Raw genomic sequence first — 17,533 nt, 5'->3', positions numbered from 1 at the left:
GGCCGCGGGCGTGTATAAGCGTTGTAGAACGCGGTCGACCCGCTCCCGTGAGGGACCGACCGGCGGGACGTGCCGTCGCGCGGCCCGACCGCGACCTGCCGGGTTACTTATCTCGGCACGACCTATCTCCGCTGATGACCGCACCGAACCGGAACACCCTGTGGGCGCGGGCGATCGTCGACGAACTCGTGGCCATGGGCGTTGACGGCGTCGTCGTCTCGCCCGGCAGTCGCTCGACGCCGCTGACCGTGGCCGCCGCGCGCCACGAGGAGCTCCGCCTGTACTCACAGCTCGACGAGCGCTCCGCCGCCTACTTCGCGCTCGGACGGGCGCGTCGGACCGGCCGTGTAACGCCGCTCGTCTGTACCTCCGGCACCGCCGCCGCCAACTACCACCCGGCGGTGATGGAGGCGGACAACGCCCGAGTGCCACTTCTGGCGCTCACCGCCGACCGCCCGCCGGAGCTCCGCGACTCGGGAGCCAACCAGACCGCGGACCAGGAGAAGCTGTACGGCGACGCGGTCCGCCTCTACACGGACCTGCCCGAACCGGCGGCGAACGAGCGGGCGCTCCGGTCGCTCCGCACCACGGTCGACCGCGCGGTGGCGACGGCGGAGGGCGCGGACGCGGGGCCCGTCCACCTCAACGTCCCGTTCGCGAAGCCGCTCGAGCCGACGCCGGTCGCCGGCGACGTGCCGGACGACCTCGATCCGACCGCGGCGACGGGTCGCGAGGGACCGTACGTCGACGTGACGCCGGGCTCGCCGGAGCCGGAGGAGACGGCGCTTCGGGCGCTCGCCGAGGCGTGTGCCGCGGACCGCGGGCTGATCGTCGCCGGACCGGCGGACCCGCCGGGGCTCGACCCGGAGGCGATCACGGCGCTGTCCCACGCCACCGGCTATCCGATCCTCGCCGACCCGCTCTCGGGGGTCCGGTTCGGCGGACACACGCGGGTCGCGCCGGTGATCGGGGCCTACGACGCGTACCTCTCGGCGGCGGTCGCTGGCGGCGGCGAGGAGGGCGAGGCGGAGCCCGGAGGAGGAGCGACGGTCGCCGACGGCTGGCCCGACCCCGAGGTCGTGCTCCGGCTCGGCGCGTCGCCGACCTCGAAGCGGCTCCGGAAGTACCTCGCCGGCACCGGCGCGGACCAGTACGCGGTCGACCCCGCGGGGCGGTGGCGCGAGGCCGAGTTCGCGGCGACGGACCTCGTCGTCGCCGAGCCGAACCGGCTCTGTGCCCGCCTCTCGCGGCTCGTCGCCGGCGGCGGTGACCCCGACTGGCGCGGGCGGTGGGAGGCGGCCGACCGGGTCGCTCGCGAGGTTCACCGGGGGAACTCCGACGCCGCCGGCGACGATCCGGTGGACACCGGCGGGTTCCACGAGGGCGACGTGCTCCGCGTCGTCGCCGGGGAGGTCCCGGACCCGTCGACGCTGTTCGTCTCGAACTCCATGCCGGTCCGCGACCTCGACCGGTTCGCCCCGCCGTCGACGACGAACCTGACGGTCCTCGGCAACCGCGGCGTCTCCGGGATCGACGGGATCGTCTCGAGCGCGCTCGGTGCGGGGTCGGCGACCACCGACGACCTGACGCTCGTCGTCGGCGACCTCGCGCTGTATCACGACACCAACGGCCTGCTCGCGATCGATCGGTGCGACGTCGACGTCACGATCGTGCTCGTCAACAACGACGGCGGGGGGATCTTCCACGCGCTCCCGATCGAGTCGTTCGACCCGCCCTTCACGGCCGAGTTCAAGACGCCGCACGGGCTCGAGTTCGAGCCGATGGCCGATCTCCACGGGCTCGAGTACGCCCGGATCGACGCCCGACCCGGATCGGATGAGGGATCGGACGACGGATCCGATTCGGACGTGGCGGACCCGACCGGCGCGCTCGCCGAGGCGTATCGCCGCGCCCGCGACGCGGACGGCTCCCACCTGATCGAGGTTCGGACCGACGCCGAGTCGAGCCACCGGACGCGCGAGCGGCTGGCGGCGGCCGTCGAGCGCGGGGTTCACGGCGCTGAGAGCGGGTAAAGGACCGCGGGGTACCCGTCGGTGCGAACGTTATTAGTCGCTCACTCCCCTACTCCGACCGTGCAGGTCGTCGGGTACGAGACGGGTGGCGTCGGCGAGAGTGATGGCGGATCCGACAGCGACGCGAGCAGGGCGGACGCCGGTGCGACCGCCGCCGGCTCCGGCGGCGGGCTCTACGTCGCCGCCGACGGCGAGGTGGAGTTCGTCGAGGCGGCCCCCGGCACGGACCTCTCCTTCGGACTCGGCGACCGCCGGTGTGCCGGGACGGTCCACGACGGCGGCCACGTCCCCTGCGACGCCGACGACGCCCCCTACTGTGACGCGCACTCGGGCGTCTGGGTGTGTGCGCGGTGTACCGGGACGTGTCTCAAGGACGAGATGGACTGCCACGAGGCGCACGCGATGTACCTCGCGGCGTTCGCGCCCGACACGTTCAAGGTGGGCGTCACCCGGCTGTGGCGGCTCGAGACGCGGCTCCGCGAGCAGGGGGCCGACCGGGCGACCCACGTCCGGACGTTCCCCGACGGTCGGGTCGCCCGCGAGGTCGAGGCCGAACTCGCGAGCGGACCGGACCTCGTCGACCGCGTCCGGGTGCCGACGAAGCTCGACGGCTTCGGCCGGGACGTCGACGGCGCGGCGTGGGAGGCCTTGGTCGACCGGTTCGACCCGATCGATCGGTTCGACCTCGAGTACGGGCTCGACCTCGCGGAGCGGCCGGTCGCGGAGACGATGGCGGCCGGGACGGTCCGCGGCTGGAAGGGCCGGGTGCTGGTGCTCGACCGCAACGGGTCGACGTACGCGGTCGACGCCCGGTCGCTGGTGGGGTACGAGTTGACCGAGGAGGTGCCCGACCGCGACCTCCAGTCGAGTCTGGGCGCGTTCGGCGGATGACTCGAGGCCGGCGAGTTCGGACGCGCTCATTGCCGGATGTAGACAATATATTTCAGCCGTAGAAAGACATATTTGTTCGAACGTCGTTGGGACGGACGTGATGGACGACCTCCGTCGCGACGGTCCGCCTCCGTTCGATGAACCGTTCGAGGGCGAGGACACGAAAGGGCGCGTCTACGGAGCGGTACTTCACGCGCGCGAGCCGATGACGGCCGCCGAGATCGCCGACCGGGCGGACTGTTCGGCGGAGTCGGCGCGGACACACCTCTCCTTTTATGCCGATCTCGGCATCGTCGTCCGCCACGAGGGTCGGCCGGTCCGGTACGGACGCAACGACGACTACTTCGAGTGGCGACGGGTGAACACGCTGGCGCGGGAACGCACCCTCGACGAGCTACAGGCCGGCGTCTCGGAGTTGACGGACCGGATCGAGGCGTTTCGCGACGAATACGACGCCGATTCGCCCGCCGAGGTCGACGTCCTCGAGTTCGATGCGGGACGGATCGACGACGTGTACGCGGACCTCGGCGAGTGGGCCACCGCCATCGAGGAGCGTCGCCTCCACGAACGCGCCCGGCGAAAGGTCGCCGGCTCGACGGCCCCGTCACACGGCTAACGATGGTGCCGGCCGACGACGGGGCGAGCCCCGCACCGATAGACCGATCCGTCTTGGCACGGATCCGATCCCGGTTTTCCGGGAGTCGGCTGACCGAATCCGCGGAGATCGTGGAGGACGGAAACAGCCATCTCCGGATCGACCTCTCCGACGAGTACTACCCGAGCGACGCCTCGGCTCGCATCGAGATCCGCTGGTATCGCAACGACGACTTCTCCGTTCACTACCGGGAGGACCGACGAGACGGGACGTGGGCGTGTCGGTGGGACCGCCACCCGAACGTACACAACACGCGGAGCCACTTCCATCCGCCCCCGGACGCGGCGACGCCCGACGCGCGGGACGCGCAGTGGCCGAACGACCATCGAGACGTGTGTCGTCTCGTCGCGGATCGCCTCGAGGAACGTATCGAGACGCTGTGGGAACGACGATGATGGACACGGGCTCCCCACGCCCGGCAGGGCGACCGGAGAGGTCTCCTCGGACTTCTGTCCCGCACGACTCCGCCCCGCACTTCACGCCTCCCCGGCCTCGCTGCTCGCGGCTCGCGGCTTCGCCGCTCGCTTATCGAGGTACTCACTTCGTTCGTACCTCGCCACGCTCGCCGCGTCCAGCGAGAATCGAAGAGTCTCTGGCAGCCGGCGGCGGAGCCGCCGGCGACGCCACTGCGTTCGCTTTATGAACGATCGTCGTCGTCGCCTCGCTCCGAGACGCTCACTGCCCGATCCCGTTCGCAGAAATGAGCCGCCGGACGCCGAGATATGCCACGGCTCCGAGCGCGGCGTAGACGGCGACGGTCAGCGTCGTCGCCGGGTCGGCGCTGTCGATGGCGAGTCGCGCGACCGCGTTCGTCGGCCCGCCCGCCATCGCGGTCGCGCCGCCGAAGAGGACGAGGACGGCGACCGAGTAGAGGAACTGGGCGGCCCGGCGGTCGGGCGCGGCCGCGGCGATCCCCGCGGCGACCCCGACGACCAACGTCGTTAGCGCGGTCATGAGGAGGAGGATCGTCGGCACGTTGGCGACCGGCGTCCCGTTGAGTTCGAGGAGCAGCAGCCACAGCAGGGCCTGGCCGGGCGCGATCGCGACCGCCGCGAGCGCCTTCCCGTCGACGATCTCGCCGATCGTCACGGGCGCGACACGCAGCAGCTCGAGCGTCCCGCGATCCAGCTCCTCCGTGATCGAGTCGACGACGAGCGACCCCGAGATGAACACGGGGAGGAACACCAACACGGGGATCAACACGGTGTACGTGAACGTGAAGTACGGGCTGGAGCCGATCGAGTCGGGGACGGGAAGCGGCGGGCGACTCAGCGACTCCGCCCGCTCGACGCGCTCGATCCGCTCGTAGGTGCGCAGGAGATCGCGAAGCTGGACGACGATCACCGTGGTCTCGACGGTGGCGTCGGGCGCGGTCACCGCGACCGAGATCCGCCCCGTGTCCTCGCGGGTCGCTATCGCCACCGCGTCGGCGGCGCTGCGGTCGAAGGCGTTCCGGGCGGCGGCGGCGTCCTCGTAGCGCGTCACCGTCGCGCCGGGCACCTCCGCGGCGGCGCGTTCGAGGTCCGCGACCGCGTCGCCGGCGGCCGCGACCTCGACCTCCGCGCCGTCGAGCGCGCCGGGGTCGTACATCGAGACGAGCCCGACGACGAGAAACGACGAGAACGCGGCGATGAACAGCTGGATCGCGATCGCGAGCAGGATCGTCTTCTCCGCGCGGAGCCCGGCGACCTCGCGTCTCGCGACCGTGAGTCGGCTACCCATGGAGGCTCACCACCCCGACGTTGTACGCGGCGTGGACCAGCGTCGCGGCCGCGAGCGCGAGGACGTACCTCGTCCGGTCCCGCCGCGCGCCGACCGCCGACAGCGACGCCGTGACGCCGTGGAGCGCGAGCGGCGCGAGGAAGAGCCCGGCGAGGAGAAGCGGCGAGAGCCCCGCCACGCCCGCGACGGAGCCGAAGGCGGCGCGGCCGACGTACAGCTCCGTGAGCCCGACCGCCTGGACCACCGCGGTCGCCTTCTCCGCGAGGAAGAAGCCCAGCCCGGAGGCGAGCCCGACCGCGATCGCGACCCGGTCGGTCCGGGCGAAGACGCCGCGTTCGAACCCCGCGTAGAGGTGGACGCTCTTCGCGACCTCCTCGACGAACGCGATGACGACGAGCAGCACGGGGATCGAGACGGTGATCGGCAGCGCGAACAGCACCGCGACCGCGAGCAGCTCCGCGACGAAGACGAACGGGATCGTACACGCGGTGAGGAACGCGACCGCGGCGGGCCCGCGGGCCCGCCGCGGGAGCCGGGCCGCGACCCCCGTCGCCGGCGACTCGCGGACGCCCTCGCCGACCGCCGAGAGCCGGACCGCGAGCGCGTCGAGGAACTTGCGGGTCACCGGCTTCTGGGTGAACAGGTCCTCCTCGCGGTAGACGCCGAGCCCGAGCCCGAAGAGCAGGGCGGCGGCGATCGCGGTCGGCCCCGTCGCGAACAGGAACTCGCCGACCGAGATCGCCTCCCCCTGGAGGTCGAAGACGACGAGCGTGAGCGGCGAGATCAGCGCGACCGGCGTGACGTTCGTGAAGATCGCGGGGACGAACGCGTAGGAGGTGAGGAGGACGCTCACCGCGACCGTGACGAAGGTGAGTTCCTTGAACGACCGCGCGAACACCGCGCCGACGAAGGTGGCGGCGAGGAACGTCGCCGCGATCGGGAGCACCGCGAGCACGGAGATCGGTCCCCCGCCGACGACGAGCGCGATCAGCGCCGTCACGGCGACCGCGACCGCGACGTACGGCAGGGTCTTGCCCGCGACGATCTCGGCCGGCGACAGCGGGGTGACGAGCAGCGGCTCGCCCCGGCGGTTGGTCCGCTCCTCGAGCACCGACGAGCCGTACGCCTGCGCGAGGAAGTTCATCGGCACGAGGAACGCGAACGCCAACACGAGCGACGCGAACGGGAACGGCGGCGTGATCGATCCGGGCGACCCGGTCGAGCTCGCGCCGAACGCCCCGCCGCCGATCGACGGGATCGCGAGGTCCCCGGTTCCTCCGCCGCCGAGGAACCACCGGCCGTCGTCGCCGCGCTCTCCGTCGACGGCGTCTCCGTCGACGCTCCCGCCGGAGTTGCTGCCACCGTCGCCGTCGTCCGTTCCCGATCCGGCCCCGGTGTCGACGTCGTCGCCGTCGCCCCGGATCCCGTCGTCGCCCCCGTCGTCGACCGCGGCTCCCGCGTCGTCGCTGCCGTCGGCGTCGCTCGCGGCTCCCGCCGTCGAGGCGTCGCCGACCGTCCTCCCGTCGTCGAGCGCCGACCCGCGGCTCACGTACCGGAGCGTGACGACGACCGGGAACGCGGCGGTCCCGTTCGACTCCGCGGCCATCAACCGCTCGTTGTGGGCGTCGACCGCCTCCCGGAACGACGCGGCCGCCGCCTCACCCTTCGGCGTGTCGACCGCACGGACGAACACGTCGGCCGGACCGCTCCCGCCGCCGCGAACCTCCCGGACGACGAGGTCGACCGTCGATCCGAGCGTCGCCTCCTCGATCGGGACGGCGGTCAGGGCGGGTTCGCCCTCGACCGCGTCCGCGTACGGCGACGCCGGATCGACGCCGACCCGGTAGACGTCCCGGTCCACGTCGAGTCCGACGGTGCCGGTCGCCGCGCCCGCGCCGAAGACGCCCCCGGCGACGGCGAGGAACGCGACCGCGGCGAGCAGGGTTCGGCGGTCGACCCCGCCGGTCGCCCGCGACGCCTCCCATCTCGCGACGCGAACGACGCGCCGGGATCGGCGCGCGATCCGGCGGGTCGCCCGGCGGATCACTCGGCCCCCTCGGCCTCGCCGCCGCCGCGACGGCCGGGCATCGGCCGTCCCACGAGGTCGAGGAAGACGTCCTCGAGGCTCGGCTCTCGAGTGCGGATGTCCACCACGGTTCCGCCGGCCGCCGAGGCGGCCCCGCGCACCCGCTCGACCGCGTCCATCGACGGCACGACCGTGCGGTACCGGTCGCCGACCTCCTCCGCGTCCCCGACCGCGTCCGCGTCGGCCTCGGTCCCTCCCGACGCCGGTGCCGGCGGCACGTCGGTGTAGACGTGGTAGGTCGTCTCGCCGTGTCGCTCGCGGATCTCCTCCACCGTGCCGCGGGCGACGATCCGCCCCTCGTTCATGATGACGACGCGGTCGCAGACGGACTCGACGTGATACAGGTTGTGCGCGGAGAAGACGACGGTCTTGCCCGCAGCCCGGAGCTCGCGGGTGAACTCCAGCACCGAGTTCGTCGTCACCGGATCGAGCCCGGAGGCGGGCTCGTCGTACACCAGCACGTCTGGGTCGTTCACCAGCGACCGCGCGATGGCGACCTTCCGTTTCATCCCCTTCGAGACGTCGCCGAGCCGTCGGTCGCGGTGGTCGAGCTCCAGCCGGTCGAGCGCGCGCTCGATCCGCTCGTCGGCGACGGGCCGGGGAACCTCGTAGAGGTCGGCGAAGAAGCGGAGATACGACGTCGCCGTCATCTCCTCGTACAGCGGCGACTCCTCGGGGAGGAAGCCGAGGTGGTGCCGCATCGCCGGGTCGGTGGAGTCGTAGCCGGCGACGCGGGCCTCGCCCGAGGTGGGCTCGATCAGCCCGGCGAGGACCTTGAGCGTCGTCGTCTTGCCGGCCCCGTTCGGGCCGACGATGCCGAAGACCTCGCCCTCCTCGACCGAGAAGGTGCTGTCGACGACCGCCGCGAACCCGCCGTACGTCTTCTCGAGGGCGTCGACCGCTATCATGGGGACGGCTCCGGCAGGGACCGGGTTAAATCCACGCCCGCGGGTATCAGCCGCGAGAACGGTCGGCTCGTGTCCGGCTCGTGTCCGGCTCGTGTCCGGCCCGTGTCCGGCCCGCGTCCGCCCTCACTCGTCCGTCCAGGCGTCGCCGTGCGCGCGGTAGCCGTCGAGCTCGCCGCGGTCGACTCGTCCCATCCCGGCCAGTGGACCGGCTCGGGAGCGGTACGGACCGGTACGTACCGCTCTTAGGAGCCGTTATCTATCGGTCGTCCGGATCGCCGACAACGCATGGGGACGGAGATCGACGCGGCCACCGAGCTGCCGCCGGAGTACGAGACGCTTCACGTCGGGATCGGGCTGTACGACTCGGTCTCCGGGACGCTGCTCGACGCGAACGAGCGGCTGTCGACCGTTCTCGGGTACCCGTTCCCGACCCTGTGTCGGGTCACCCCGGAGCGGTACACGGCGAACACCTACTCGTACTCGGAGGCGGGGTTCATCGAGCGACTCCGCGCGGCCGCGGCGGGCGAGACACGGCGGTTCCGATGGCGGGTCAAGCGCGCGAGCGGCGAGCTGGTCTGGGTTCAGTTCCATCTCTCGCCGGCGGCGGTCGGCAGCGACGACTGCGTCCGTGCGGAGGTTCGCGACATCACCGATCACTACGAGACGACCCATCGCGAGGAGTTGCTCTGGCGCGTCCTGCGACACAACCTCCGGAACGACGTGACCGCCCTCGTCGGGTACAGCGAGCGTATCCGGGAGGAGTCGAGCACGCCGGCCGTCCGCGACGCGGCCGAGACCGTCGTCTCGCGGGCGGCGAGCGTCGGCGGGCTCGCGGACGCGGTCAAACAACTCCAGCACGCCGTCGAGGACTCCGAGGCGAACCGCGAGTGCCGCCACGCGGGCGCCGCGACGGAGGCCGTCGTCGAATCGACGGCCGCGACGTACCCGTCGGCGGACCTCACGGTGATCGATCGGTGCCCGATGTGGATCCACGTCGACAGAGCCTTCGAGTACGCGATCGCACACGCCGTCGAGAACGCGATCGTCCACGCCGAGACGCCGACGCCCAGCGTGACGGTCGAGGTCGGCCCCTCGCCGAACACCGGCAGGGTCGAGATCGACGTCAGCGACACGAACCCGCGGATCCCCGACGCCGAGGTCGACGGCCTGTTCGATCCCGACGGCCGCACCAGCACGTCCCACGGGTCCGGCCTCGGCCTGTTCGTGATGAAGTGGTGTATCGAGTCGCTCGGCGGGGAACTCGACATCGAGCGCGACGCCGGCGGGAACACCGTGTCGTTTTACCTCCCGCCACGGGAGCCGGGCACGGAGGCGGCCGACGTCGAGTGAGACCCCGTTCCTCGCCGTCGACACGGAGCGTCGGCCCCGTCGTCCCGGCGAGTACGTCCCGTCGGTGCCGAGGACGGGACGGCGACAGGCTTACCAGACCCTCTCGAGTACGGTCCCGGCATGACGGAGGGTGAAAACGACCGGCGCGCTCCCGACGGCGAGTCCGGCCCGGACGTCGACCCCGCGGTCGCCGCGACGGCCCGCGAGGAGCTGCGGACGACGTTCACCTACCAGGTCGAACGCCTCCGGGAGATCGACACCAAGGCCATCGAGATCCTCAAGGCCAACCTCGTTCTCATCGGGATCGTGGTCACCGGCGGGTCGATCGTGGTTCAGACCGAGTTCGACCTCGGCGGGTTCCTCAATCCCTTCACGCTGGCCGGCGGAGTGCTCCTTCTCGTCTCCACGGGGGTGGCCGCGGTCACCTACACCGCCTCCGACCTCCGCGGCGGGTTGAGCGTCGCGGACGTGGACGCGCTGATCGCGGCCGAGCGCGGTCGAGACGCTTCCGCGGACGGCGACGAGGGGGGATCGACGCCGCCCGGCTTCGACGAGCGCCTGCTCCGCAGCTACGCCGAGTGGATCGACTACAACGCCCGCGTCACCGCCGTCAACGACCTGCTCGCGACGGTGACGGTGCTTCTCGTCTTCCTCGCGTTCGTCTACGTCGTCGCCGGCGTCGCGGTCGGCGCGGCCGGCCTCTCGGCCGCGGCGTCGTGGGGATCCTTCGCCGTCCTGACGCTCTCGGGCGGCGGGTTCGCGTGGATCGCCGCCCACATGGACCACCTCGGTCCGGAGACGAGACACGCGGCGGCGTCGTTCGACGGCGTCAAGCTCTCGAAGGGAGCCGACCGGAACGAGGCGTGGTCCTCGCTTCTGGCGATGCTCGGGCGGGAGCCGCCGGCCGGGTCCCCGCCGCCGGCGTCGCCCTCGGGTGAGCCGACGAGGTCGAACGAGGAGAGCGGAGGAAACGGGGGCGCGGAACGGAACGAGGGCTGACTACTCCTCCTCTTCCTCCTCGACGGGACCTCGGCCTCGCTCCCAGACGGCCCCGGCCGAGGTGTCGTTCGGGGCGGTGTGTGAGACGTCCTTCATCGTGTCGCGGTCCGTGTCGGTCATGGTGACAGCGATAGCGCGGATCGACGTATTAACGCTTCGTCGAAAGGGATACCCAGTATTAATATACCTATAGGAGATCGTAACACGGGGGCTTATCGCTTCGCGGTGCGGACGGGGGATGTGACCGATCCGACGGAGCCGAGCGACGCGTCGAGCCCCGGATCGACCCGCTCCGGGTCGTCGAGCGTGGCGCGCGAGGGACGGACGCTGGCCGTCGCCCGCGAGGTACGCGTGGCGCCGGAGGTGGCGATGGAGGCGTTACGCGATACTCGGACGTGGCCCGACTGGAGCCCGGCGATCGGGGCCGTCGAGAGCGAGGACCGATACGTCCGGGCGGGAACCCGCGGCCGCGTCCGCGTCGCCGGCGTCTGGGTACCGTTCCGTCTCACGTCGTACTCGGGACGCCGCTGGGAGTGGCGGGTCGCCGGGATCCCGGCGACCGGCCACCGCGTCGAGGGATACGCCGGCGACGCGGACCGGTGTCGCGTCGTCATCGAGGTCCCGCTCGTCGCCGCCGGATACGTCCCGGTCTGCCGGCGGGCGCTCGACCGGTTCGCGGGGCTCGTCGAGGGGGATCGAACGCGGTGAGGCGCGCCGACGACCGCGACGACCCGGCCGCCCGCCGCCCTGACGTCCCGAGTCAGTTCCCGTAGCCCCGCTCGAACGGGTCGATCGTCTCGGAGCCGGGGTCGTCCTCGTCGCGGGTGAATCCGGGTCCGTCGGTCGCGAGCTCGAAGACGAGGCCGTCGGGGTCGCTGAAGTAGATGCTCTTGAAGTAGGTGCGGTCCTTGACCTCGGAGACGTTGACGCCCTGCTCGCGCAGGTGTGACCGCCACTCGCGGAGCGTCTCCTCGTCGTCGACGCCGAACGCGAAGTGGTGGCTCGCGCCGGGGCCGGGGTTCCCGCGCGAGTTCGGATACTCGAAGTACGTGACGGTGGTGCCCGGTTCGCCCTCCGGCGTCGACGAGAAGTAGTAGTGGGGCGTCCCCGGATCGTCGTAGTTCTGGGTCCGCTTGACCGTGTGCCAGCCGAGGACGTCCTCGTAGAACGCGACGGTCTCGTCGATGTCCGTACAGATGTTCGTCACGTGGTGGAGTCCGGTGGTCGACGGCGGGTCGCTCATACCCGAGCGTGGACGTCCATCGTGAAAGGCGTTGCCAGGGGATCGAAGGCGGTTCGTACGCCGGCGAGCGGCCGACGAGCCGTCAAGCGCGTCGAGCGGACCTAGAACAGGCCGGCCCCGACCGCGTACGGCCACGCCGTCCCGCCGACCGCGAGCAGCGCGAGCGCCGCGCCGGCGCCGTAGAGGTTCTTGAGGAAACTCGTCATCTCGTTCTGCTTCTCCTCGGGGTCGTCGACGGACCAGAAGTCGTGCATCGTCACGGCGGAGACGAGCAGGAAGACGGCGAGGCCGCCGGCCGCGACGACGGGATACACCCCGGCCGCGACCCCGAGCCCGCCGAGCACCAACAGCGTCCCGGAGGCGATCACCGAGAAGCGCGGCGCCGGGAGGCCCTTGAACTCCGCGTAGCCGGCCATCGTGTCGACGTCCATGAAGTGGTTGAGACCCATGAACGCGAGGGTCGCACCGAACACCAGGCGACCGAGCAGGAACAGTTCGCCGGCGGCCGGCGTGTCGAGCTGGAGCGGTATCGTCGTGATTTCAGCTATCATCGTGTAACTACGTGTACGAACGCAACCTATATATCGCTTCCCGGACAAATGGGTTAGTAGGTAACACCCATGTCATCACAGGATCTCACGGGCACGGACTCGGCGGCGGAGAGCGCGACGACGGAGGGGGCGGCGACCGGCGAGTCCGCGACCGGCGAGGACACGACCGACGAGGCGGCGTCGACGGTCGACACACCCTGCCCGATCGTCGACTCGATCGAGCAGATCGGATCGCAGTGGCGGCTCGTCGTCCTCTACGAGCTCCAGAACGGCGAGCGGCGGTTCAACGAGCTCAAACGCGAGACCGACGCGAACGCCCGCACCCTCTCGCGCGTGCTCGACGACCTCCAGGAGTCCGGGTTCGTCGACCGACGGATGGAGGAGGACGCCCCCGTCGCGACCTACTACAGCCTCACCGACAAGGGCGAGTCGCTCGCGCCCGTCTTCACCGAGATCGGCGAGTGGGCCCAGGAGTGGCTCGCCGAGTGTAACGCGTAGGCCGGGACCGCGACGCCCGGCCCGCGGGCGGACCGCGAGACCCCTTATATTCCTAGTATCACCCCCAGCACCACCCGAGTAACTATACGAAGTCTTGAAGTATGGTTTCCAATTATAATGGAGTAAGATGGCGAAGTCGAACAAGTTCACCGTCGTTTCCGAACAGAACGATCACGATCACGCCGCAGTACGTGCGCATCCGCGCAACGAGACGTACCACATCGTCGACTACGCCGACGGGACCGCGCGCGACCGCGTCGCCGACCTGCCCGCCGGCTCCGTCGTCCGGCTGGAACTCTCCCGCGCCGGGCGCCGGAGCAACGTCTGGCGTGCCGAGTCGGTCCACGTCGCGGAGACCGACGGGGGCGTCGATCTCGACGGGTCGAAGAACTGAGCGACCGCCTCGGGACGGCCCCGCGACGGATCGTGGCTCGTCGCGGCCTCCGTCCGCCGCGTTCCCCGCCCTCTCCTCGTCGCCTACTCGTCCGGCGTGAGCCGCGGGTTCGTCACCGCGCCGATCGACGCCGAGGAGAAGTCGCGGCCGTACTTCGCCAGCACGCCGCCCTCGTAGGGCGGCTCCGGCGCCTCCCATCCCTCCGCGCGCTCCGCGAGCTCCGCCTCGGAGAGGTCGACCGTGAGGTCGCGGTTCGGGATGTCGACCGTGACGTGGTCGCCGTCCTCGAGGAAGCCGATCGGACCGCCGACCGCGGCCTCGGGGGCGACGTGGCCGATCATCGGGCCGCGCGTCCCGCCCGAGAAGCGGCCGTCTGTGAGCAGCGCCACGTCCTCCTCGTGGCCCGCGCCGACGACGGCGGCGGTCACGCCGAGCATCTCGCGCATGCCGGGACCGCCCGTCGGCCCCTCGTTCCGGATGACGATCACGTCGCCCGACTCGATCGCGCCGGACTGGACGTACTCCATGGCGTCCTCCTCGTTCTCGAAGATCCGCGCCGGCCCCTCGTGGTAGAAGGCGTCGTCGCCGGTCACCTTCAGCACCGCGCCGTCGGGCGCGAGGTTCCCGTCCAGGATCTTGATCGCGCCCTCCGCCTCCTTGGGGTCGTCGACGGAGTAGAGGAAGTCGGCGTCGATCGCGTCGTCGTCGGGGAGGTCGCCGTTCGCCTCGAGCTCGGCGATCTCCGCTTCGATCGTGTTGCCGGTCACGGTCAGCTGGTCGCCGTGGAACAGGTCGGCCTCCAGCAGTCGACGGATCACGACCGGGACGCCGCCGATCTCGTGGAGGTCGTTCATCACGCGCGAGCCGCCGGGCTGGAGGTCCGCGATCTTCGGCGTCCGTCTCGATATCTCGTCGAAGTCCTCGATCGAGAGGTCGACGTCGGCCTCGGCCGCGAGCGCGAGCAGGTGTAACACGCCGTTCGTCGAGCCGCCGATGGCGGTCTGGAGGGCGATCGCGTTCTCGAAGGACTCCCGCGTGAGGACGTCCGAGGGTCGGCGGTCGTTCTCGATACAGTCCATGACGAGCTCGCCGGCCTCGGCGGCCACCTCGTAGCGCTCCTCGTCCTCCGCGGGCGCGGAGGCGGAGCCGAGCGGCGCGAGCCCGAGCGCCTCCGAGATCGACGCCATCGTGTTCGCGGTGAACATCCCGCCACAGGAGCCCGCGCCGGGGCAGGCGTGTCGCTCCAGCTCGTCGAGCTCCTCGCCGCTCATGTCGCCCTCGGCGTACGCGCCGACGCCCTCGAACACCTGGACGATCGTCACGTCGCGTCCCTCGTGTTGGCCGGGCATGATCGAGCCGCCGTAGAGGAAGACGCTCGGCAGGTCCGTCCGGATCGCCGCCATCATCATGCCGGGCAGGTTCTTGTCACAGCCCGCGACGGTGACGAGCGCGTCCATCCGCTCGCCGAAGGAGACGAGCTCGACGGAGTCGGCGATCACCTCCCGCGAGATCAGGCTCGCCTTCATCCCCTCCGTCCCCATCGAGATGGCGTCGGAGATGGTGACGGTGCCGAACTCGATCGGCATCCCGCCGGCGGCGTCGATCCCGTCGAGCGCGGCGTCGGCCACGTCGTCGAGGTGGACGTTACAGGGCGTGATGTCGGCGGCGGGGTTCGGCACCCCGACGATCGGCGAGGAGAGGTCCTCGTCGTCGAACCCCATCGCGCGGAACATCGACCGGTGGGGCGCGCGGTCGGCACCCTCGGTCACGTCCCGGCTCCGGAGGTCCTCGTTCTTCTCGCCCGCGAATCGGTCCGCGTCGTCGCGCCCGCGAGACTCCTGCTCGTCGGATCGCGGCTGCTGTTCGCTCATGGTCGTACCTGTCGCCGGGGGGTCTTAAACGAACCCACCCGAACAAGTCCGTCCGGCTCCGTTGAACTCCGTAAGAACTGACAGGAGCGCTCGCCGGATAGGGAACGGGTTCGGTCCCGCGGTCTCGTTCGTTTGACGGCCAACCCAGTGAGCCCCGCTAAGCAGGACCGTATGCCCAACGAAAAGACACATCCCACCGTCTACGGTACGTACGCGTATGGACTCTCTTCGAGACGGATACCGACAATTAGATGACCGAGTGCGTGGACTGTCCCGCGTCTCCTACGCGCTTCTCGTCGGATTCGTCTCCGCTGTGGGCGTGTTCGCCGTTCGACTCCTGCTTCCGGGCGGCGGAAGTTTCGGACCGGTGGCGATGGGGGTCGCGATGACCGTGGTCTACTACGCCTTTAACCCGAACAACGAGACCTGATACGAACCGCCCTCTCCGTACTGACTACCGTCTGCGGAACGGCATCGCCACCGTTTTGAGACTTACGTTGGAAATTCAATCGATGCCCTCCAACAGAGCGACAGCCGCGGCCCCGATGGCGACCGGCGTCCTTCTCGCCGGGACGGCTACACGAGAAGTCGCACAGCACGGACTGGAACTCTGGACGACGCTGGCACTCGCCGGTGGCCTCTCCGCGGTCGCTGTCGGTCTGGGCGTTCTGACCGGTCTCGCCGGGTTCGACTCCGACGACGACCTCGACGGACGCCACGACCGGACGACGGTCGCGCTCGTCGGCCTCGCGCTGACGAGTCTCGCCGTCGGTGCCGGGATCGCGCTGGCGTAGACGACGCCAACGGACCCGCATTACGTCCTCGACGGAGCCGGATCGGCGTCTCGTTCGGAACTCACGAGGATGACGAGAATCCGGAGGAGATCCGTGGGAGGATGCTGCTTCCGATAAGCAGAGCAACGGAAACGTTGCGAACGACCTGTAGGACGATAGCCACCGTTCTGGAATCCGGTTGCGGGACGACGAAGTAGAACAAACCGGAGCTAAAAGGCGTCAATAGCAGGAACGCCAACCCGGCGAGGACGCCGATCCGAACCCCTCGTTCCAACCGGTCAAAGGAACGATCGTCCCGAAGAGCCATCCAGAGCGGACGAAAAGCGAGAACGGCTACGAGAACCTCACCGGAGTGATCGATTCCGACGACCATGAACAGCCCAACGATGAGGCGTTCGATACCGCCCAGCGATTCGATTATCTCCCAGATCTGACGGCGTAGTAGCCGAAGGCTCCAACAACTGCCGGCGACTATCGAGAGAGCGAAAACGTCTCCGGGGACCTGATCGGACACGGCAGCGAGTCGCGCGGAGCGTACTACGTACGTTCGATGGATTAAATCGCCGTTTTTCTCATCGTCGAATGGACCCGATCCGTACTGAGCGATTGGAACTTCCACGGACGGAGAGACGGTATCACGAGTGGTTCTCAGGTGGCTCCGAATCGCCCGTCTCCAGCCGGCCGCCCTCCCGCTCCCACTCGGTCAGGCTCCCCTCGTAGAACGCGATCTCCGGGTAATCGAGCGCGCGGAGGGCGGTGTAGGTGTGGCTGATCCGGCGCGCGGTGTTACAGTAGAGGACGACCCGGCCGTCGGGGCCGATCCCGCGCTCCGCCAACAGCTCCCGCAGCTCCGCCTCGGGCCGGATCGTCCGGGCGTCGGTGTCGACGAGTTCGCGCCAGTCCAGCCGGACCGCGCCGGGGATGTGCCCCTCCTCGTACTCCCACGCCTCGCGGGTGTCGACGATCGTCGCGTCGAGGTCGTCGACCGCGGCCGCCATCGCCTCGCGGTCGATGAGGGGGCCGTCGGTCCGGAAGGCGGCCGGATACGTCGATGCGGTCACGTCCGGCTCGTCGGTCGTCGTCGGCCGCGAGCGGTTCCAGACGGAGTAGTCGCCGTCGAGCAGGTGGAGCCGCGCCGGGTCGTGGCCGTACAGTTCGGCGGTGACGAGGAAGCGCGCCGCGAAGACGCCGTGGGTGTCGTCGTAGGCGACGATCTCGTCGTCGGGGGCGATCCCGGCGCCCTCGGCGATCGCGGCGAAGGCGTCCGCGCCGGGGAGCATGCCGGCCTCGGCCGCGCCGTGTTCCTCCGCGCGGAACGTGTCGAACGGGACGGAGACCGCGCCGGGGAGGTGGCCGATCCCCTCGTACTCCCAGGCGTCGCGGACGTCGACCACGACGACGTCCGGGGCGTCGANNACCCACTCCACGTCGACGATCCGGTCGTTCATGCCTCGTCGTTCGGAGCCGCCGGCTTAACGCCTCCCTTCGTGGCGAACCTCTCCCCGGTCGGGGGCGGACACAGGTGAGAGGTGAGGGGC

At 70.4% G+C, this 17,533-nt stretch carries 19 protein-coding genes; 11 read left to right on the top strand and 8 right to left on the bottom strand.

Annotated features, from left to right (window positions below; translation table 11 throughout):
* Window positions 1-134 precede the first annotated feature (134 nt).
* From menD to DJ70_RS16180, 4 genes are all read left to right on the top strand, one after another.
* Window positions 135-2,033 carry a 2-succinyl-5-enolpyruvyl-6-hydroxy-3-cyclohexene-1-carboxylic-acid synthase gene (gene menD / locus DJ70_RS16195; protein WP_094534816.1) on the top strand — a complete coding sequence of 633 codons (1,899 nt, stop codon included), beginning with the start codon at window positions 135-137 and terminating at the stop codon, window positions 2,031-2,033.
* Between the two features lie 60 nt (window positions 2,034-2,093).
* On the top strand, window positions 2,094-2,924 hold the full coding sequence (locus tag DJ70_RS16190; protein WP_094534814.1) for a DUF2797 domain-containing protein: 831 nt from the start codon (window positions 2,094-2,096) through the stop codon (window positions 2,922-2,924).
* Window positions 2,925-3,021: 97 nt separating this feature from the next.
* Window positions 3,022-3,540 carry a DUF7342 family protein gene (locus DJ70_RS16185; protein ID WP_094534812.1) on the top strand — a complete coding sequence of 173 codons (519 nt, stop codon included), beginning with the start codon at window positions 3,022-3,024 and terminating at the stop codon, window positions 3,538-3,540.
* Window positions 3,541-3,629: 89 nt separating this feature from the next.
* Window positions 3,630-3,974: a hypothetical protein gene (locus DJ70_RS16180; RefSeq protein ID WP_179234087.1), complete on the top strand. Its 345-nt coding sequence runs from the start codon at window positions 3,630-3,632 to the stop codon at window positions 3,972-3,974.
* Between the two features lie 280 nt (window positions 3,975-4,254).
* Here the strand turns inward: DJ70_RS16180 and DJ70_RS16175 are convergent, their stop codons facing one another.
* From DJ70_RS16175 to DJ70_RS16165, 3 genes are read right to left on the bottom strand one after another with little or no spacing between them, the layout of a single operon-like run.
* On the bottom strand, window positions 4,255-5,301 hold the full coding sequence (locus tag DJ70_RS16175; RefSeq protein WP_094534808.1) for an ABC transporter permease subunit: 1,047 nt from the start codon (window positions 5,299-5,301) through the stop codon (window positions 4,255-4,257).
* Window positions 5,294-7,348, bottom strand: coding sequence for an ABC transporter permease subunit (locus tag DJ70_RS16170; protein WP_094534806.1), 2,055 nt, complete (start codon window positions 7,346-7,348; stop codon window positions 5,294-5,296). Before DJ70_RS16170 ends, DJ70_RS16175 begins: the two co-directional genes overlap by 8 nt.
* Window positions 7,345-8,295, bottom strand: a complete 951-nt coding sequence (locus tag DJ70_RS16165; protein WP_094534804.1) for an ABC transporter ATP-binding protein — start codon at window positions 8,293-8,295, stop codon at window positions 7,345-7,347. The genes DJ70_RS16170 and DJ70_RS16165 overlap by 4 nt, the downstream gene beginning before the upstream one ends.
* A 285-nt stretch (window positions 8,296-8,580) precedes the next feature.
* Between DJ70_RS16165 and DJ70_RS16160 the strand changes: the two genes are divergently transcribed.
* The 3 genes from DJ70_RS16160 to DJ70_RS16150 all read left to right on the top strand — a co-directional run bounded on the left by DJ70_RS16160 (window position 8,581) and on the right by DJ70_RS16150 (window position 11,352).
* Window positions 8,581-9,645, top strand: a complete 1,065-nt coding sequence (locus tag DJ70_RS16160) for a PAS domain-containing sensor histidine kinase (protein ID WP_094534802.1) — start codon at window positions 8,581-8,583, stop codon at window positions 9,643-9,645.
* 120 nt (window positions 9,646-9,765) lie between these two features.
* The gene (locus DJ70_RS16155; protein ID WP_245810882.1) at window positions 9,766-10,644 is read left to right on the top strand and encodes a hypothetical protein; all 879 of its coding nucleotides are present in this window, start codon (window positions 9,766-9,768) and stop codon (window positions 10,642-10,644) included.
* Window positions 10,645-10,884: 240 nt separating this feature from the next.
* Window positions 10,885-11,352 (top strand): SRPBCC family protein, encoded by a 468-nt coding sequence (locus DJ70_RS16150; RefSeq protein ID WP_245810881.1) that lies wholly within the window; start codon window positions 10,885-10,887, stop codon window positions 11,350-11,352.
* 52 nt (window positions 11,353-11,404) lie between these two features.
* Here the strand turns inward: DJ70_RS16150 and DJ70_RS16145 are convergent, their stop codons facing one another.
* Both DJ70_RS16145 and DJ70_RS16140 read right to left on the bottom strand, forming a co-directional pair.
* Window positions 11,405-11,887, bottom strand: coding sequence for a VOC family protein (locus DJ70_RS16145; protein ID WP_094534800.1), 483 nt, complete (start codon window positions 11,885-11,887; stop codon window positions 11,405-11,407).
* 101 nt (window positions 11,888-11,988) lie between these two features.
* Entirely contained in the window at window positions 11,989-12,438 is a 450-nt protein-coding gene (locus DJ70_RS16140) for a DoxX family protein (protein WP_094534798.1), read from the bottom strand.
* 69 nt (window positions 12,439-12,507) lie between these two features.
* On the opposite strand from DJ70_RS16140, the gene DJ70_RS16135 reads away from it, so the two are divergent.
* Both DJ70_RS16135 and DJ70_RS16130 read left to right on the top strand, forming a co-directional pair.
* Window positions 12,508-12,936: a winged helix-turn-helix transcriptional regulator gene (locus DJ70_RS16135; protein ID WP_094534796.1), complete on the top strand. Its 429-nt coding sequence runs from the start codon at window positions 12,508-12,510 to the stop codon at window positions 12,934-12,936.
* A 127-nt stretch (window positions 12,937-13,063) separates the two neighbouring features.
* On the top strand, window positions 13,064-13,330 hold the full coding sequence (locus tag DJ70_RS16130) for a hypothetical protein (RefSeq protein ID WP_094534794.1): 267 nt from the start codon (window positions 13,064-13,066) through the stop codon (window positions 13,328-13,330).
* A gap of 83 nt (window positions 13,331-13,413) precedes the next feature.
* On the opposite strand, the gene ilvD is transcribed toward DJ70_RS16130, so the two are convergent.
* Window positions 13,414-15,201 (bottom strand): dihydroxy-acid dehydratase, encoded by a 1,788-nt coding sequence (gene ilvD, locus DJ70_RS16125; protein ID WP_094534792.1) that lies wholly within the window; start codon window positions 15,199-15,201, stop codon window positions 13,414-13,416.
* Between the two features lie 217 nt (window positions 15,202-15,418).
* On the opposite strand from ilvD, the gene DJ70_RS16120 reads away from it, so the two are divergent.
* Together DJ70_RS16120 and DJ70_RS16115 are read left to right on the top strand one after the other, a co-directional pair.
* A complete protein-coding gene (locus DJ70_RS16120; protein WP_094534790.1) occupies window positions 15,419-15,631 on the top strand; it encodes a hypothetical protein in 213 nt (70 codons plus the stop codon).
* Window positions 15,632-15,713: 82 nt separating this feature from the next.
* A complete protein-coding gene (locus tag DJ70_RS16115; protein WP_094534788.1) occupies window positions 15,714-15,995 on the top strand; it encodes a hypothetical protein in 282 nt (93 codons plus the stop codon).
* Window positions 15,996-16,056: 61 nt separating this feature from the next.
* Here the strand turns inward: DJ70_RS16115 and DJ70_RS16110 are convergent, their stop codons facing one another.
* Both DJ70_RS16110 and DJ70_RS16105 read right to left on the bottom strand, forming a co-directional pair.
* Window positions 16,057-16,509, bottom strand: a complete 453-nt coding sequence (locus DJ70_RS16110) for a hypothetical protein (protein ID WP_094534786.1) — start codon at window positions 16,507-16,509, stop codon at window positions 16,057-16,059.
* Between the two features lie 121 nt (window positions 16,510-16,630).
* Window positions 16,631-17,443: a sulfurtransferase gene (locus DJ70_RS16105; RefSeq protein WP_094534784.1), complete on the bottom strand. Its 813-nt coding sequence runs from the start codon at window positions 17,441-17,443 to the stop codon at window positions 16,631-16,633.
* Window positions 17,444-17,533: the final 90 nt, after the last annotated feature.

This window comes from Halorubrum halodurans (assembly GCF_002252985.1).
In the GTDB taxonomy this organism is placed as follows: Archaea; Halobacteriota; Halobacteria; order Halobacteriales; family Haloferacaceae; genus Halorubrum; species Halorubrum halodurans.
Note: the sequence above shows the minus strand (reverse complement) of the source record. Positions and strands in the feature narration are given on the sequence as shown.

Bases quoted from the DNA above. Each gene is read 5' to 3' on its own strand.
- menD (WP_094534816.1), top strand. From the start codon at position 135: ATGACCGCACCGAACCGGAACACCCTGTGGGCGCGGGCGATCGTCGAC.
- DJ70_RS16175 (WP_094534808.1), bottom strand. From the start codon at position 5,301: ATGGGTAGCCGACTCACGGTCGCGAGACGCGAGGTCGCCGGGCTCCGC.
- DJ70_RS16165 (WP_094534804.1), bottom strand. From the start codon at position 8,295: ATGATAGCGGTCGACGCCCTCGAGAAGACGTACGGCGGGTTCGCGGCG.
- DJ70_RS16160 (WP_094534802.1), top strand. From the start codon at position 8,581: ATGGGGACGGAGATCGACGCGGCCACCGAGCTGCCGCCGGAGTACGAG.
- DJ70_RS16155 (WP_245810882.1), top strand. From the start codon at position 9,766: ATGACGGAGGGTGAAAACGACCGGCGCGCTCCCGACGGCGAGTCCGGC.
- DJ70_RS16145 (WP_094534800.1), bottom strand. From the start codon at position 11,887: ATGAGCGACCCGCCGTCGACCACCGGACTCCACCACGTGACGAACATC.
- DJ70_RS16140 (WP_094534798.1), bottom strand. From the start codon at position 12,438: ATGATAGCTGAAATCACGACGATACCGCTCCAGCTCGACACGCCGGCC.
- DJ70_RS16135 (WP_094534796.1), top strand. From the start codon at position 12,508: ATGTCATCACAGGATCTCACGGGCACGGACTCGGCGGCGGAGAGCGCG.
- DJ70_RS16130 (WP_094534794.1), top strand. From the start codon at position 13,064: ATGGCGAAGTCGAACAAGTTCACCGTCGTTTCCGAACAGAACGATCAC.
- ilvD (WP_094534792.1), bottom strand. From the start codon at position 15,201: ATGAGCGAACAGCAGCCGCGATCCGACGAGCAGGAGTCTCGCGGGCGC.
- DJ70_RS16120 (WP_094534790.1), top strand. From the start codon at position 15,419: ATGGACTCTCTTCGAGACGGATACCGACAATTAGATGACCGAGTGCGT.
- DJ70_RS16115 (WP_094534788.1), top strand. From the start codon at position 15,714: ATGCCCTCCAACAGAGCGACAGCCGCGGCCCCGATGGCGACCGGCGTC.